The sequence below is a fragment of the Intrasporangium oryzae NRRL B-24470 genome (assembly GCF_000576595.1).
GTDB lineage: Bacteria > Actinomycetota > Actinomycetes > Actinomycetales > Dermatophilaceae > Intrasporangium_C > Intrasporangium_C oryzae.
On sequence record NZ_AWSA01000051.1, the window covers coordinates 14,721 to 30,359 of the forward strand.

A 15,639-nucleotide genomic window follows, 5' to 3' on the forward strand; every position below is an offset into this window, starting at 1 on the left:
CGACGCGCTGGCGCGCCGGGCCTGCGCCCGGGTTCCCGCCCCGAGCGGCCGTGGATCTGCCGGTTCGCCCGCGCCCGGCGGCATACGGGAGAACCATGGGTCGGGTCAGGAACCACTCACCGAGGAGCATTGCCGTGAGAACACACCGCCACGCCCAGGCCCTGGGCGCGCTGGCGGCGAGTCTCACCGGTGCCGCCCTGGTCGCCGCCGCGCTCGCGGCTCCGGCCTCCGCCACGACACCAGCGAGGATCGCCGACCACGCCCGTCCCGTCTTCACCGACAACGTCGCCCACGACGTCTCGGCACCCCTGTCCGTGCTCGCGCGGACACCCCACGTCGTCGACCCGGGCTCGGCCCAGCTTCCCCCGGAACGGGGCGCGCCTGGCGCGACCACACCCACCAGCCGGTCCACCGCCGACTCGGCCGTGCAGACGGCATCCGCCGCCACCGCGACCGTGGGCCCGACCCTCGCCAACTTCGAGGGCCTGTCCAACCAGGACAACTTCACCATCTTCGGTGGCCGGGTCAACCCACCCGACCCGATCGGCGACGTCGGGCCCAACCACTACGTCGAGATGGTCAACCTCACGTTCGCGGTCTACTCGAAGGCCGGCTCGAGGTTGCTCGGCCCCACGGCCATCGGTGCGCTCTGGGAGGGCTTCGCCGTGCCCGACTGCACGGACCCGTCCGGGGACCCCGTCGTCCTCTACGACCAGCTGGCCGACCGGTGGATCCTCAGCCAGTTCACGACCCGAGGGCCGGAGTACTGGAACTGCGTCGCCGTGTCCACCACCGGCGACCCGACCGGCACGTACTACCGGTACGCCTTCTCGACCGGGCCCAACTTCCCGGACTACCCGAAGTACGGCGTGTGGACCGACTCCTACGTCATCACGACGCGTGAGTTCGGCCCGACGACCGAGTACGGCATCGGGGTCTACGCCCTCGACAAGAACAAGATGCTCAACGGCCAGCCCGCCCGGGCGGTCCGGTTCTTCCTCGACGGCAACGAACCAGGGATGCTCCCGCTCGTCGGTGACGGGCTGCTGCCCGGCGACATCGACGGGAAGCAGAAGCCGATGACCGACACGGCCATCCCGCTCGTCGGCACGCAGGACGACAGCTACGGCTACGGCGCGACCTTCGACGCGCTCAATGTGTGGGACCTCCGCGTCAAGTGGCGCTCGACGCCGACGGCATCGGTGCAGCTGACGAGCCAGCTGCCTGTGGCGGCGTTCGACTCGAACTTCCCCTGCGCCCCGACCGCACGCGACTGCCTGCCCCAGCCGGGCATCACGGACCCCAACCAGTACCTCGACATCCTCAGCTACCGGCAGCGGCCGACGTGGCGCCTCGCCTACCGCAACTTCAAGGACCACGAGTCGCTCGTCACCACGCAGTCCGTCGAGGCCACCCCGGGCATGGCCGGGATGCGGTGGTACGAGCTGCGGCGCGTCAACGGCACGTACTCGCTCTACCAGCAGGGCACCTACGCTCCCGCCGACGGCGTCCACCGGTGGATGGGCAGCGTCGCACAGGACAGGCGCGGTGACATGGCCCTCGGCTACAGCGTCGTCAACGGCGTCAATGTCTACCCGGGCATCCGCTACACGGGCCGGCTCGCGGACGATCCCCTCGGGCAGATGACGCTCGGCGAGGGGACGGTCATCGACGGCACCGGCGTGCAGAGAACCACCAACTCGCGTTGGGGTGACTACACGTCGATGAACATCGACCCCGTCGACGACTGCACCTTCTGGTACGTCAACGAGTACTACACCGCCGAAGGCCAGGCCACGAGCACCGCGGGCTGGCAGACCCGCATCGCGAGCTTCCGTCTCCCCGGCTGCTGAAGCGGTCTGAGAACCCCACACCACCGAGAAGGGCACGTATGCCGCTGACGCGCTCAGCGGCATACGTGCCCGTCACCACGACAAGTCCGCCGGGGCGAAGGAACCCAGGCAACACCGGCACCCACGACCACGACAAGTCCGCCGGGGCGAAGAAACGCGACCCGAGCGGTGCACCGCCGCGTCGAGACCCGTCGCGTATGCCGTTCAGCGCGCGCGCGTGGGCAGGTGGCGCCTCGGTGCCATGCGGGGTCCACGGCGCGGGCGGCGGTGGCCGGCGAGGCCGAGCAGGGCCTGGACGCGATAGCGATGGCCGGCATACGGCTCGAGGAGCTCGGCGAGGCCGGCGTCGTCGACGGGCTCGCCGGTCAGGGCCCAGCCGATGTCCTTGGCCACGTGGTAGTCGCCGAAGCTCACCGCATCGGGGTCGCCGAGCGCGCGCTGCGCCACCTCGGCGCTCGTCCACACGCCGATACCCGGGAGCGACTGCATGCGCCGACGGGCCTCCGTGGCACCGAGCCGGGCGCCCTCCTCGAGCCGGCCGGCCGAGCGCGCCGCGACGACGAGGGCGCGCGACCGTGCCCCGTCGACCGATGCCTGGAGGAACGCCCACGAGGGGATCCGCGCCCAGCCGGACGCGGTCGGGGGCGCGACGAGCGCAGGGCCGAACGGCCCCGGAGCCGGCTCACCGAACCGGCGGACGAGTGCGCGGTAGCCGGAGAACGCCTCCTGCCCCGTCACCTTCTGCTCGATGACCGCCGGAGCGAGCGCGTCGAGGACGAGGCCCGACCGGGGCACCCTCCAGTGCGGGAAGCGGCGCCACGCGTCGGCGACGAGGTCGTGGTGCGCGACGAAACCCGACGCGTCGTCACCCTCGCCGAGCAGCGCCGGCACCGACTCGAGGAGCCACTGGGCCCCGGGACCCCACGCCCGTGCCTCGACGACGGAGTCGGCCCCACGGCATACGAGGTGGAGGGTTCCCACCCCCTCGGGAGTCTGGACGGCGCGCACGACCGAGCCGTCAGCCCCCCATCGCGACGTCGGGTCGCCTGAGCCCCGCCGGAAGGTGCCGAGCTGCGCGCGCAGGTGGATCTCCCGCTCGGAGCGCCAGACACGCGAGACAGGTTCGGACACCACAACATCCTCGCCTACACTCGGGGCGGCGTCGAAGGCGACGTCACGGCACCCAGCCACCCCGACGCACGAGCCCACGGAACGAGGAACGATGGCCCGCGAGACGAGCCGAGACCGGCGCGAGAAGGTCGCCGCGATGCAGGCGAAGCAGAAGGCAGCCGAGCGCCGCCGCCTCTTCGTGGTCATCGGCGCGTGCGTCGCCGTCATCGCGATCATCGCCGCGGCCGTGACGTGGGCCATCGTGGGCGAGCAGAACAAGAAGAACCAGGCCCTCGACGCGATCAGCGGCGACGTCGCCGCGGCGGCGTGCGACCCGATCACCAACGACCCCGCGAGCGGGTCGAGCGACCACGTCGGCCCCGGCACCAACAAGCCCGACGTGCTCCGGATCAAGTACTCCACCGTCCCGCCGTCGAGCGGCCAGCACTTCGCGACCCCCGCCCTCGACAAGCGCCGCGTCTACACCGTCGGCGACGCGCCCGCCATCGAGAACCTCGTGCACAACCTGGAGCACGGCTACACGATCCTCTGGTATGACCCCTCGCTCGCGACGACCCAGGCGGCGAGCTTCGAGGCGCTCTCGACGAAGATCAACGCGATGAAGGAGTCGGCGGGCAAGTTCATCATCTCCCCGTGGGACCCGTCCTACGGCGCGTTCCCGGCGGGCAAGAAGTACGCGCTCTCGCACTGGGGCGCCGACGTCAACCTCCAGACGGGCGTGATCAAGAACCAGATGGGCCACCGCCAGCTCTGCGGCGGCCTCAACACGACCGTCGTCGAGGACTTCGTCAAGAAGTTCCCCTGGTCCGCCGCACCGGAGCCCGGCGCCGCCTGACCGGCGGCCCCTGGCGGCCTCTGGCGGCCACTGGCGGCCTACGGCGGCATACGGCACGACAACTCCGCCGGGGCGGAGAGATGTCGGCGCCCCCGGCCGGGTCAGGCCCTAACAGCTCCGCCCCGGCGGAAAAGCGGTGCTCGACCCGGAACGACCCGGATGGACACGGAACGAACCGGGACGACACGGCACCACCCTTGACGGCCCGGAAGCGCACGGAATGACCGGAGGCCCCGTCCTGTTGCCTCGACATGACGATCACCGGTGAGTACGTCCCCAGCCCGAGCGGCTGGGTCCGCAAGCAGGTCGAGACGATCGAGGCGACCGGCACCACGGACTCGGTCCACATCCAGAACCGTCCCGTCGTGCTCCTCACGATGCGCGGAGCCCGGTCCGGCTCGATCCGCAAGGTCCCCCTCATGCGGGTCGAGCACGAAGGCGCCTTCGCGGCAGTGGCCAGCCAGGGCGGGGCGCCCCAGCACCCGCAGTGGTACCACAACCTCAAGGCCAACCCCGAGATCGACCTCCAGGTCGGCACCGAGACCTTCCGGGCACGCGCGCGCGAGCTCTCCGGCGAGGAGCGCGAGAGGTGGTGGGCCGTCTGCGTCGACCGGTTCCCGTCCTACGCGGACTACCAGACGAAGACCGACCGTCTCATCCCCGTCTTCGTCCTCGAGCGGGTCTGACCGGCTGAAAACCCCTAGAGGCTCTGCTCGGCCCGCTCCGACTGCTCGGCGCGACGCTCCGTGACGAGATGGTGCGAGCGGGCGTACAGCCAGCCGACGAGGGCGGCGAGCACGTCGACGATCGTCACGATGAAGCGCGAGACGATCGCGACGGCCGCCGCCGCCGGGGTGGGCATGGCCGTGGCCAGGATGAGCGTGAGCAGTCCCTCACGGGCACCGAGCCCGGCCGGCAGGACGATCGTCAGCATGCCGAGGGAGACGGACAGGGCGTAGCCGCTGACCGACGCCACGACGAGGTCGGGATGTGCCGCGCCGTCTTCGGAGACCGCATGCGCGAGCAGCAGCGTGTGGGCGCCGAAGCAGAGCCAGACCCCGATGAAGGTCGCGACCGACAGCAGGACGGCGCGGCCCGACAGGTCGTGCTCGAGGGGCTCGCGGCGCAGGAGCGTGAGCATCCGCGCGATGATGGCGTTGAGCAGCCGAGGCCAGAGCAGGACGACGACGATCGGGATGGCGAGGAGCGTCCACCACGCGAACCCGTCCGAGTCGCGGCGCAGGAGCAGCGAGCCCGCAGGCAGGCCGACGAGCAGCCCGGTCAGCAGGGAGAGACCGAGGGCGAGCAGCCCGGTGACGGCCGTACGCCTCCGCGGCACCTTGAGGTGGCTCGCGATGTCGGCCTGGACGAGGACCGACCAGAGCGAGCCGGGGAGGTACTTGCCGAGCTGCCCGACGAAGTAGATACCCGTCGCCGGGGCCATCGGCAGGTCGGAGCCGAGGTCGCGCAGGATCGTCTTCCAGCCGATCATCGTCAACCAGGTCCCGATGGCGGCCGCGACCGAGGCGAGGGCGAACTCCTGCCACGAGATCTCCTTGAGGTGCACGGAGACGTCGGCCCAGTTCTTCACCACGGCGTAGACGACGGCCGCGAGCGTCACGACGGCGATGCCGACGCGAACGATGGTGAGAAGTCGTTGTCGGGTCACGTCAGCGTTTCCTTAGGGTGAGGCGGACCAGTCCGTATGCCGCGTCGTCGGCACGCGCGCGGACGGCGGCGTCGCGCATCCGTGCGGTGACGTCGCCGTCGAGCTCGCCGACGAGGACGAAGCCGAGATCGTGCCCGCGGGCGATGACCGCCCGGACGTCGGCGGGGCCGACGGCGCCGTGGGCCCCGGGTGGGCCGATCGGAACCGTGACGATGAGCAGGCCACCAGGACGCAACGCCCAGGCGGCCTGCTCGATGACCTGGTCGACGTCGGTGCCGTCGCACCCTCGCGGGTGGATGCGCACGATGACGTCGAGCGAGCCCGCGTCGACGTCGAGGGCCGCGACGCTCGGGTGCGCCCCGGTGAACTCGATCTCCACGGGCGCGAAACCGACCGCTCGGGCCCATCGCGACAGGAGGGAGCGGGTGCCGGTCTCGTCGACGATGACCGCGCTCCGGCGTCCGTCGTCGCGCACGCGCACGATGGCCGCGAGGGCCCCGAGAGCGGCCCAGGCCGACACGCTGTCGAGGGATCGGGGCAGGCCGAGGAGCCGGGCCAGCCGGCGGGCGTCGTCGGCCTCGTCGGGGTCGCCGAGGACGTCGGTCGCCAGGACCCAGTGGGGCAGGTCCTCCGGCCGGAGGTCGAGGACCGGCCGGCGGGACGAGACCGCCCGCGATGCGACGTGGCGCAGGCGGGCCGCCCCGCCCCGCAGCGATCCGGCGTGGCGGGCTGCTTCCCGCCGGAGGATGGACCAGACCGGGCCGTCGACGTGGCTGGGGGCGGCGTACGCGCCGTCGAGATCGAGACCGTCGTCGGTGTCGAGGGCCTCGTCCTGGGACGGCGCGGCGTACGGCTCGTGGGCGTCGGGATCGGTCAGGGCGCTCTCGTCGACGGACAGGGCCTCGATCGTGCCGAGGTAGCTCGCCCACGACCCGGACAGGTCCGGGGTGTGGACACCCTCGGCCAGGGTGCGGCGGACTTCGGGGTCGGTCAGGCGTCGCAGAGCCGCCGCGAGCGCTGCCTCGTCGTCCGGCGGCACGAGCAGACCGTTGACGCCGTCCTCGACCTGGTCGGAGAACGGGGGGACGTCGGTGGCAAGCACGGGCAGGCCGTGGGCGTGGGCGAGCACGACGTTCTGGGAGGCGGTGGAGGAGCGGTACGGCAGGGCGAGGACGTCGTGGTCGGCGAGGAGCGCGGCGAGGGCGTCGGCCGGGACGTAGCCCTCGCGGATCTCGATCCGTCCCGCCAGCCTCGGGTCGACCACGAGCCGGCCGATCGTCGCCCGCGTGTCACCCCAGAGCTCGCCCGCGATGGTGAGGGTGACCCCCGGGACATCGCGCATGGCGCCGAGCAGCACGTCGAACCCCTTGTGGTCACGGACCAGCCCCAGGGCGAGCAACCGGACGGGCCCGGGCCGTGCCTCGCGCGAGATCGGGTCTCCTCCCGGGACGTGCGGCGGCAGGTCCGCGACCCAGACGCGGCGCGCGCCGAGGTCGTTGGCCAGCCGGGCCTGGTCGGCGCTGTGCACGAGCGTGGCGTCGACGTGGGACAGCAGCGCGCCGACGAGCCGGGCGTCGCCTGCATGGTGCTCGAGCGGCAGGACGGCGTGGCAGACGACGATCGACTGCGGCCGGGGGCCGGCGGAGCCGGGGGTCGCGCCCGCGGCGCGGAGCAGGGCGAGCAGGGCCGGCGCCGCCGAGGGGATGGAGTGGACGACGACGATGGTGTCGAACGCGCGCAGCCGGCGCCCGGCACCGAGCCAGGTGCCGGGTCTAGCCCAGCTGAGAGCCCGGACCGTCCGCGGGAAGGGTGGGACCTCGGGGACGCCGGCGGGCGCGACGACGTCCGCACGCCGCAGACGCGACGGGTAGAGGTGCGCCCACGAGACGAGGGTGACGTGGTGTCCGGCGTCGGCCAGATGGTGCGCGAGCATCGTCGTGTGGGCCGCCACCCCGCCCTTGTGCGGGTGGGTCGGGCCGATCACGGCGATCCGCAGGGCGGCGGGGCCCGGCGGCGCTGGAGCGGGCTCGGCGAGCCAGGAATCCGTCATGGTGGTTCCGAGCCTAGTTGCGTGACCGGTCGCCCCCGACATCCACGCCGTCCCGAGCGCCCGCGGGGCCTCGAGGCGTCCGATCCGTCCGAATGGCCGCCGAGGGGGCGGGGGCCCGCGTGGCAGCGGGCGGGCCGCGTCGTTCGCCGAACTACTCTTGGACCCATGCAGAATGACGACGTGTGGCTCGTGGTGCCGCTGTTCAACGAGGCATCCGTCATCGGCGACGTCGTCGCGCAGTGCCTGCCGGTCTTCCCCAACATCGTCTGCGTGGACGACGGGTCCACCGATGCGTCGGCCGACAGGGCGGAGGCGGCCGGAGCCGTCGTCGTGCGCCATCCGGTCAACCTCGGACAGGGTGCTGCCCTGCAGACCGGCTTCGACTACGCCCTCTCCGACCCCGCCATGCGCTACGTCGTCACCTTCGACGCCGACGGCCAGCACCAGGTCAGTGACGTCGAGGCGATGATGGACCGGATCCGCTCCGGCGACGTCGAGGTCGTCTTCGGATCCCGCTTCCTCGACGAGCGCACCGAGGCGACGGCGCTCAAGCGCCTGGTCCTGCGCGCCGCGGTCTCCTACACCAACCTCACGACGAGCACGCGGCTCACCGACGCCCACAACGGGCTGCGCGTCCTCAACCGGTCCGTCGTCGAGCGCCTCGACATCACCCAGAACCGCATGGCCCACGCCTCGGAGATCGTCGCCCAGATCGGCGCGATGCGACTCGACGGCCGACGGGTCGCCTACGCGGAGGAACCCGTGCACATCCTCTACACCGACTACTCGAAGGCCAAGGGCCAGTCCCTCTGGAACTCCGTCAACATCCTCGCGGAGCTGATCTGGCGATGAACAAGGTCCTCATCCAGCTCCTCCTCATCGCGGGGACGCTCGTCATCGCCTGGCGCCTGCTCGCCAGCTACGGCCAGCGGGCCCAGGCGCTCCGCCGGATCGGCCTGCTCCTGCTGGCCGCCTTCGCCGTGTGGTCGATCCTCGACCCGCTCGTGTGGCAGAACCTCGCCGCCAACCTCGGCATCGGTCGCGGGGCCGACCTCATCCTCTACGGCCTCGTCGTCGCGTTCTTCGGCTATGTCGTCACGACCTTTCGCCGCTTCCGTGACATGGAGACCCGGTACACCCGGCTCGCGCGACGCATCGCCCTCGACGAGACCGTCCCGCCCACCCGCCGCCGCGTGGCCGTTCCGGCCGCCGCGACCCAGCCGCCCGAACCGACCGACCCGACCGACCCCACCGGTCTGTCTGCTCCGACCGGGATGACGGACGTGACCGCCCTGACCGACCTGGAGGCAGCAGATGCCGACTGACCGCGGCGCGCCACGCCGGCCACACCCCGACGACGCCTATGTCGTCGACACCCGGCGGAGGGTCCCCCGCCCCACGGCGACGACGGGAGGCCCGGAGCCGGACGCCGACGACGGCTACGTCGTCGACACCCGCACCCGTCCGCGACCGTGGTCCGCGGGCTCCGCGCCGACCGGGACCCGGGTGCGCGGAGACGACCCGGGCGATCCCGGTGGCCCCCCGGGTGATGCCGGCGGCCCCACGGGACCGCCTACCGGGATGTCCCGCGAGCGACGCCGCCGTCTGCGGCGCACGCTGGTCGTCGTGGGGCTCGTGCTCCTCGCCGCGATCGGCTGGCTCGTCTGGGTGCCGATGAACGCCTGGAACGCCGTCGCCCGCGTCGACAACATCCCCGACGGCACCCGCCCCGTGGACACGTCCGGCTACAACTACCTTCTCGTCGGCTCCGACAGCCGTGAGGGACTGACCCAGGCGCAGCGCAAGGCGCTCGCCACCGGCTCGGCTGAGGGCAAGCGCACGGACACGATCATGCTCGTGCACGTCTCCGAGAGCGGGGGGAAGCCGGTCATGGTCTCGCTCCCCCGCGACTCCTTCGTGCCGATCCCCGGCCACGGCTCCAACAAGATCAACGCTGCGTACGCCTTCGGTGGGGCCAAGCTGCTCACGACCACGGTCGAGAACGTGACGGGGATCCACATCGACGGCTACGTCGAGATCGGTCTCGGCGGGTTCGCCTCCGTCGTCGACTCGTTGGGCGGCGTCGACATCTGCGTCCCGCGCAACATGAAGGACCCCAAGGCCGGCATCGACCTCAAGAAGGGCTGCCAGACGCTCAACGGCCCGAACGCCCTCGGCTACGTCCGCTCGCGCTACGAGGACCCGATGGGCGACATCGGTCGGGCCGCCCGCCAGCGGCAGTTCCTCGGCGCCCTCATGAAGAAGGCGGCGACGCCGTCGACTGTCCTCGTGCCGTGGCGCTACAAGTCCTTCTCCGACTCCGCGGCCCTCGGGCTCGTCGTGGGTGACCAGACCGGCCTCATGGACGCCGTCCGCGTCCTCCAGGCGATGCGAGCCGTGAGCAACGGGCAGGGCCTGTCCCTGTCGGTGCCGACGTCAGACCTCTCCTACCGCACGTATGCCGGCCTCGCCATCAAGTGGGACACCGAGCGGGCCAGGGCCCTCTTCGCCGCGCTCAAGAACGACGAGCCCCTGACGGAGCCCCCGGCCGGGACCGTGCCCGACGGGGTCGTCAAGGGATGACCGCATGACCGCGCCCCAGCCGATCGAGGTCCTGGCCCGCATCGTCGCCTCCGACCCTGGCCGTCCTCGCCTCACCTGGTACGACGACGAGCCCGGGCCGACTCAGGGCGAGCGGATCGAGCTGAGCGCCCGAGTGCTCGCCAACTGGGTGGCCAAGGCCGCCAACCTCCTGCAGGACGACGCCGCCGCCGGCCCGGGAACGACGGTCGGGCTCGACCTGCCGCCGCACTGGCGCGCCCTCTACTGGGCGCTCGCGACGTGGTCCGTGGGCGCGACGGTCGCCGTCGGTCCCGCCGCCACGGGCGCCGACGTGCTCGTCACGACCTCGCCCGAGCGGGCCGCCGACCACGGCGGCGACGCGATCCTCGTGAGCCTCCCGGCGCTCGCGCGGAGCCATCCCGAGGCGGGCGACTCGGGGGGTGCGGTCGACGAGGCACGCGAGCTCTCGACGCACGGCGACCGGTTCAGCCCCATGGCCGAGGCGGAGGACGCAGACCCGGCGCTCGTCGGCGACGGCGCCGACACGGCATACGGCTCCCTCGTCGTCCCACGACCCGACTGGGGCGCGGCCCCGCGCGTCGTCCTCGACGACACGCTCCCCCGGGTCCTCAGCGACGCGCTGTCCGCGTGGGCCGCCGACGGGTCGGTCGTGCTCACCCGCGGCCCCGAGCGGGACCTCGCTGCGCGGCTCGCGGCCGAGGGCGTCACCGTCGACGGCCGCCCGGGCGGCTAGGCCGAGAGCCGGTCGAAGAGCGACCAGGTCCGCGACGCGACGACCCCGGTGCTCGCGAGCCCCGCCCGCGCCTGCGCGGTCTTGACTGCGGCGCGAGTGGCGATGTCGAAGACCCCCGTGGCCGGGATGCCGAGGAGGCGCTGGACCGCCGCGACGCTCGGTCCGATGTCTCCGACCCGGAGGACGGTCGTGCGCAGCGAGATGAAGGGGAAGTCCCGTGCCTCGAGCAGGTCCCACAGCTCCGGGGTCACGACGCCGGTCGTCGGCATCGCGTGCGAACGCTGCAGGGCGACGACCTTCGCCTGGGTGACCGGCCCGAAGACGCCGTCGACGGCGACGCCACCGAGGGCTCGCTGGAGCTCGCGGACCGCGGCGCCCCGCGCGCCCGCCCCCAGCGTGAGGTCCTTGTATGCCGTGTAGCGGGTCGCCGTCGACACCGTGGCGACCGCGGGGCTGACCACCGCCGCGGAACTCGCGCCCAGCTCCGTCATGGCCGGTCCCTCCTCGTGGCCCTTCTCGGGGCTCTCATCGGGGCGTGGGGTGCTCAGGCTCGCCGGGCTCGCGGTGGACCAGCCGCGGCTGTAGAGCACCTGCTGCGTGCGGTTGTCGGCGATCCCCGTCTCGGGCAGGCCGACGAACTTCTGGTATGCCGTGACCCTCGCCCTGGTGAGCGAACCGAAGTACCCGGTGACGGGCAGGCCGCCGAGCCTCGTCTGGAGCGTCTTCACGGCCGGGGAGGTCATCCCGTAGGACAGGGTCGGATAGGTGGGCGTCCCCGCCGGTGTCCCCGACCAGCCGCGGACCCACAGCCGGGACTGGGTCACGGGGTCGGCCACCCCGGTCGCCGGCAGGCCGACGAACTTCTGGTAGGCCGCGACCCGTGCCTTCGTGAGCGAACCGAAGTATCCGGTGACGGGCAGCTGGCCCAGCTTGGTCTGGAGGGTCCTGACCGCCGGCGAGCTCATGCCGAACGACAGCGTCGGATAGGCCTGCGCAACCGTCTTCCAGCCCCGGTTCGCGAGGATCTCCTGCGTCCTGAGGTCGGCGACGCCGGTCGCCGGCAGGCCGACGAAGGTCTGGTAGGCGATGACGCGCGCCTTGGTCAGGTCGCCGAAGTACCCCGTGGTCGGAAGGTTGCCGAGGCGTACCTGGAGCTGTCGGACCGCCTCGGAGGACATGCCGTAGGACAGGACGGTCGGCGTCGCCGGGACGCTGATGACCGAGCCGGCGGCGGGCGGAAGGGTCGTCAGGTACGACGTCGTGGCCTTCCCGGTCCACCACGACGTCCGCCCGGCGGCCCCGTCGTAGTTGAAGCTGAAGTGGATGTGGTCGGTGTGGGGTGAGACGCCGTAGTACGGGGCCCACTCGCGCTCGGGCGCGTAGGCACGCCACATCACGCGGTTGTGGATGATGTACATGATCCCGAACCGGCGCGCCATGGCACCCTTGACGCCGTTGCGGTCCGGGGCCGTGAGCCACGCGAGCACCGACTGCGCGACGGCCTCCTGGGCCGGGTTGGCCACGTTGAGCATCCAGTCCCAGGCGCGGCCGTCGTAGTGCTCCGAGGGTCCCGTCCCGCACGTGCGTCCGATGAGCGCCGTCGACCCCATGCCGTAGTGCGAGGTCATGAGCTTCGCGAAGGCGAGGACGCCGGGGCGCGGGCGCGGGTCGCAGATCGTCTGGCCCTGGTAGGGGACGAAGACGTCGAGCGCGGTCGGCAGGGGCTTCGTCGGTGGGGGCGGCGTCGCCGCCTCGGCCACGCTCGCGGCCGAGGGCACCGCCAGCGCCGGGACCGTGAGCGCCAGTCCGATCGTCCGCCGACGTGCACCCATGGCATCTCACTTCCGGCCGGGCCCGCCCGAGCGGGCCGGACGGGACGGATCAGAAAACCCAACTGCACCATTTATGCACTCAGGTCACAGACGCCACAACCGCTTCACGGCAATTACAGACCTGTAATTCGCCTCGTGCCCAAGCAGACTCGGCCCCCGACGTATGCCGCCGGGCGCGGACCGCGCCCCTCGGACGCGAGCCGGCGGGCCGGCATACGAACCCGAAGGGCATCGGACGCGGGCCGTCGCGCGAGCGCGGCGGCGCACGGTGTCCGGCACCACCGATCCGGCGATCTTGTGGCGCGCCCCCACGTCCGCAGCCACCCCGGCCGCGGATAGAGTCCGGACCATGGACAAAGTCGTCTCCACACCCCAAGAGGCCATCGCCGGGATCAGCGACGGCATGTCGCTGTCGGTCGGCGGGTTCGGCCTGTGCGGCATCCCCAGCGTCCTCATCGCCGCGATCCACGACGCCGGGATCAGCGAGCTCGAGGCCGTCTCCAACAACTGCGGCGTCGATGACTGGGGTCTCGGGATCCTGCTGCGCGACAAGCGAATCCGTCGGATGATCAGCTCCTACGTCGGCGAGAACAAGGAGTTCGAGCGTCAGTACCTCTCCGGCGAGCTCGAGGTCGAGCTGACGCCGCAGGGCACGCTCGCCGAGCGCCTCCGCGCCGGAGGCTCCGGCATCGCCGCCTTCTTCACGATGACCGGGGTCGGGACCCAGATCGCCGAGGGCGGCCTGCCCTGGCGGTATGCCGCTGACGGCACCGTCGCGATCGCGTCGCCGCCCAAGCAGACCCAGGACTTCGACTGGATGGGCGAGACGAAGACCTTCGTCCTCGAGCAGGCCATCACGACCGACTTCGGGCTCGTCCGGGCGGCCCGGGGCGACCGCCACGGCAACCTCGTCTTCAACGAGTCCGCCCGCAACTTCAACCCGCTCTGCGCGATGGCCGGGCGCATCACGGTCGCCGAGGTCGAGGAGCTCGTCGAGCCGGGCGAGCTCGACCCCGACCAGATCCACCTGCCGGGCATCTTCGTGCAGCGAGTCCTGCCCCTCACGCCGGCTCAGGCGACGGAGAAGCGCATCGAGCGACGGACCGTGCGCCCGCGCCCTGCCGCAGCCGACCCGAGCGCCGACTCCAGCACCGACACCCCCACCCACTCCCCCAGCCAGGAGGGCTGACCGATGGCTCTGACCCGTGAGCAGATGGCCGCCCGGGCCGCCGCCGAGCTCAGCGACGGCGCCTACGTCAACCTCGGGATCGGGCTGCCGACCCTCGTGCCCAACTACGTCCCCGACGACGTCGAGATCGTCCTCCAGTCCGAGAACGGCATCCTCGGCGTCGGCGCCTACCCGATCGACGGCGAGGAGGACCCCGACCTCATCAATGCGGGCAAGGAGACCGTCACCCTGCGCAAGGGCGCGGCCTTCTTCGACTCGGCCACGAGCTTCGGGATGATCCGCGGCGGCAAGGTTGACGCGGCGATCCTCGGGGCGATGCAGGTGAGCGAGAAGGGCGACATCGCCAACTGGATGATTCCCGGCAAGATGGTCAAGGGCATGGGCGGCGCGATGGATCTCGTCCACGGCGCCAAGAAGGTCATCGTGCTCATGGAGCACAACGCGAAGGACGGCGGCTTCAAGATCGTCCGCGAATGCTCGCTGCCCTACACGGGTCGCGGCGTCGTCCAGCGGATCATCACCGACCTGTGCGTCCTCGACGTCACCGACTCGGGGCTCGTCCTGCGCGAGCTCGCTCCCGGCGTCACCGTCGACGAGGTCCGCGAGCGGACCGAGCCCGACTTCAGCGTGGACCTGGGCTGAGCAGAACCGGGGACGAGGAGGGGCCGGCGAGGCTGTCGCCGGCCCCTCCTCGTTCGGGTCTCGTCACTCGGACCTATCCGTTCGGGCCTACTGGGCCCAGCTCGTCGTGCCCGACCACGTTCCGGCCGCGGCCGGTGTGCCGACCGTCGCCGTTCCCGTCACCGAGTAGACCCGCAGGGCGCCGTCGCTCGCCCGCCGGATCAGCAGGTCGTCGCGGCCGTCGCCGTCGAGGTCGCCGATCCCCTTGACCTCGCTCGCGAAGCGCCAGTCGAGGGTGGTGTCGGCGAGCACTCCCGCGCGGACCGTGCCGGCACCGGTTCCGGCGTAGAACACGAGGCGACCGTCGCTCTTGCGAACCCCGACCAGGTCGGTCTCACCATCGCCGTCGAAGTCTCCCGGCGCGATCTGCGAGAACATCTGCCAGCCGCTGCCGATCTTCTCCAAGGAGGCGACCGTGCCCGTGCCGTTGCCGCGGTAGATGCGCAGGCTGCCATCGGTGAACCGCCCGAGGAAGTCGGTGTAGCCGTCCCCGGACAGGTCGCCCACCGGGATGATGAGGTCGACGCTCCCCCAGCCGCTGCCGATCCACGTCCGACCCCGGTCGAGGGTCCCGGACGCGTTGCCAGGGTAGAGCCAGAGGTTGCCGTCGCTCGTGGCTGCCACGACGTCGCCGAGGTTGTCAGGGTCGAACGGCCCGATCCCGGCCGTCAGGCGCAGGCCGCTCCAGGCGGACGACATCGTCCCGGCCGTGAAGCCCATCGTGCCCGTGTACTTGAGGGACCAGAGGCTCGACCCGCTCGGGACGAGGGCGTCCGCGAGCCCGTCGGCGGACAGGTCGCGCGGCATGGACGCGGTCGAGCGTGGCGGAGCCGAGGTCACGGACCACCACGTGCTGCGCAGACCGAGCGCAGCCCGGAACGCATCCGCTGTGACGCTGGCCGTTCCCGCCGATCCGATCACCCGGACGCCCGCGGTACGCCCACTCCAGTCGCCGCCTCCGGACCGACCGGTGATGGCGAGGGCCTGGAAGGTGCCGACGGAGGGGTAGGCCGCCTCGATCCGGGAGATGGCGACCGACGCAGTCCACTTCGTGGGCTCTTCGTACCTGAGGTGGGTCTGAGC

General features: G+C 71.9%; 14 protein-coding genes. 9 read left to right on the forward strand and 5 right to left on the reverse strand.

Annotated elements, in window-relative coordinates:
* The first annotated feature begins 134 nt into the window (after positions 1 to 134).
* Positions 135 to 1,853, forward strand: coding sequence for a hypothetical protein (locus tag N865_RS17850; RefSeq protein ID WP_051510943.1), 1,719 nt, complete (start codon positions 135 to 137; stop codon positions 1,851 to 1,853).
* Between the two features lie 204 nt (positions 1,854 to 2,057).
* Here N865_RS17850 and N865_RS17855 read toward each other — a convergent pair whose 3' ends face one another.
* Positions 2,058 to 2,984, reverse strand: a complete 927-nt coding sequence (locus N865_RS17855; protein ID WP_322786068.1) for a DNA-3-methyladenine glycosylase family protein — start codon at positions 2,982 to 2,984, stop codon at positions 2,058 to 2,060.
* Positions 2,985 to 3,075: 91 nt separating this feature from the next.
* Between N865_RS17855 and N865_RS17860 the strand changes: the two genes are divergently transcribed.
* On the forward strand, positions 3,076 to 3,819 hold the full coding sequence (locus tag N865_RS17860; RefSeq protein WP_034808887.1) for a DUF3105 domain-containing protein: 744 nt from the start codon (positions 3,076 to 3,078) through the stop codon (positions 3,817 to 3,819).
* A 251-nt stretch (positions 3,820 to 4,070) separates the two neighbouring features.
* The gene (locus N865_RS17865; RefSeq protein WP_034808894.1) at positions 4,071 to 4,505 is read left to right on the forward strand and encodes a nitroreductase family deazaflavin-dependent oxidoreductase; all 435 of its coding nucleotides are present in this window, start codon (positions 4,071 to 4,073) and stop codon (positions 4,503 to 4,505) included.
* A gap of 14 nt (positions 4,506 to 4,519) precedes the next feature.
* Here the strand turns inward: N865_RS17865 and N865_RS17870 are convergent, their stop codons facing one another.
* Entirely contained in the window at positions 4,520 to 5,488 is a 969-nt protein-coding gene (locus N865_RS17870; RefSeq protein WP_034808897.1) for a lysylphosphatidylglycerol synthase domain-containing protein, read from the reverse strand.
* A 1-nt stretch (position 5,489) separates the two neighbouring features.
* Entirely contained in the window at positions 5,490 to 7,538 is a 2,049-nt protein-coding gene (locus N865_RS17875; RefSeq protein WP_051510945.1) for a glycosyltransferase family 4 protein, read from the reverse strand.
* A gap of 165 nt (positions 7,539 to 7,703) precedes the next feature.
* On the opposite strand from N865_RS17875, the gene N865_RS17880 reads away from it, so the two are divergent.
* From N865_RS17880 to N865_RS17895, 4 genes are read left to right on the forward strand one after another with little or no spacing between them, the layout of a single operon-like run.
* On the forward strand, positions 7,704 to 8,390 hold the full coding sequence (locus tag N865_RS17880; RefSeq protein WP_034808898.1) for a glycosyltransferase family 2 protein: 687 nt from the start codon (positions 7,704 to 7,706) through the stop codon (positions 8,388 to 8,390).
* Complete coding sequence (locus N865_RS17885; protein WP_084328353.1) at positions 8,387 to 8,863, forward strand: DUF2304 domain-containing protein; 477 nt, start codon at positions 8,387 to 8,389, stop codon at positions 8,861 to 8,863. Before N865_RS17880 ends, N865_RS17885 begins: the two co-directional genes overlap by 4 nt.
* The gene (locus tag N865_RS17890; RefSeq protein WP_034808900.1) at positions 8,853 to 10,121 is read left to right on the forward strand and encodes an LCP family protein; all 1,269 of its coding nucleotides are present in this window, start codon (positions 8,853 to 8,855) and stop codon (positions 10,119 to 10,121) included. The genes N865_RS17885 and N865_RS17890 overlap by 11 nt, the downstream gene beginning before the upstream one ends.
* Positions 10,122 to 10,125: 4 nt before the next feature.
* Positions 10,126 to 10,854 (forward strand): TIGR03089 family protein, encoded by a 729-nt coding sequence (locus N865_RS17895; protein WP_034808902.1) that lies wholly within the window; start codon positions 10,126 to 10,128, stop codon positions 10,852 to 10,854.
* Here N865_RS17895 and N865_RS17900 read toward each other — a convergent pair.
* Positions 10,851 to 12,686 carry a peptidoglycan-binding domain-containing protein gene (locus N865_RS17900; RefSeq protein ID WP_034808905.1) on the reverse strand — a complete coding sequence of 612 codons (1,836 nt, stop codon included), beginning with the start codon at positions 12,684 to 12,686 and terminating at the stop codon, positions 10,851 to 10,853. The genes N865_RS17895 and N865_RS17900 overlap by 4 nt on opposite strands.
* Positions 12,687 to 13,035: 349 nt before the next feature.
* Between N865_RS17900 and N865_RS17905 the strand changes: the two genes are divergently transcribed.
* A complete protein-coding gene (locus N865_RS17905; protein ID WP_051510947.1) occupies positions 13,036 to 13,875 on the forward strand; it encodes a CoA transferase subunit A in 840 nt (279 codons plus the stop codon).
* 3 nt (positions 13,876 to 13,878) lie between these two features.
* Complete coding sequence (locus tag N865_RS17910; protein ID WP_034808907.1) at positions 13,879 to 14,517, forward strand: CoA transferase subunit B; 639 nt, start codon at positions 13,879 to 13,881, stop codon at positions 14,515 to 14,517.
* An 87-nt stretch (positions 14,518 to 14,604) separates the two neighbouring features.
* On the opposite strand, the gene N865_RS17915 is transcribed toward N865_RS17910, so the two are convergent.
* Positions 14,605 to 15,639, reverse strand: a 1,035-nt coding sequence (locus N865_RS17915; RefSeq protein WP_034808909.1) for an FG-GAP repeat domain-containing protein, incomplete at its 5' end; no start/stop codon positions are given.

Bases quoted from the DNA above. Each gene is read 5' to 3' on its own strand.
- N865_RS17860 (WP_034808887.1), top strand. From the start codon at position 3,076: ATGGCCCGCGAGACGAGCCGAGACCGGCGCGAGAAGGTCGCCGCGATG.
- N865_RS17865 (WP_034808894.1), top strand. From the start codon at position 4,071: ATGACGATCACCGGTGAGTACGTCCCCAGCCCGAGCGGCTGGGTCCGC.
- N865_RS17875 (WP_051510945.1), bottom strand. From the start codon at position 7,538: ATGACGGATTCCTGGCTCGCCGAGCCCGCTCCAGCGCCGCCGGGCCCC.
- N865_RS17880 (WP_034808898.1), top strand. From the start codon at position 7,704: ATGCAGAATGACGACGTGTGGCTCGTGGTGCCGCTGTTCAACGAGGCA.
- N865_RS17885 (WP_084328353.1), top strand. From the start codon at position 8,387: ATGAACAAGGTCCTCATCCAGCTCCTCCTCATCGCGGGGACGCTCGTC.
- N865_RS17890 (WP_034808900.1), top strand. From the start codon at position 8,853: ATGCCGACTGACCGCGGCGCGCCACGCCGGCCACACCCCGACGACGCC.
- N865_RS17895 (WP_034808902.1), top strand. From the start codon at position 10,126: ATGACCGCGCCCCAGCCGATCGAGGTCCTGGCCCGCATCGTCGCCTCC.
- N865_RS17900 (WP_034808905.1), bottom strand. From the start codon at position 12,686: ATGGGTGCACGTCGGCGGACGATCGGACTGGCGCTCACGGTCCCGGCG.
- N865_RS17905 (WP_051510947.1), top strand. From the start codon at position 13,036: ATGGACAAAGTCGTCTCCACACCCCAAGAGGCCATCGCCGGGATCAGC.
- N865_RS17910 (WP_034808907.1), top strand. From the start codon at position 13,879: ATGGCTCTGACCCGTGAGCAGATGGCCGCCCGGGCCGCCGCCGAGCTC.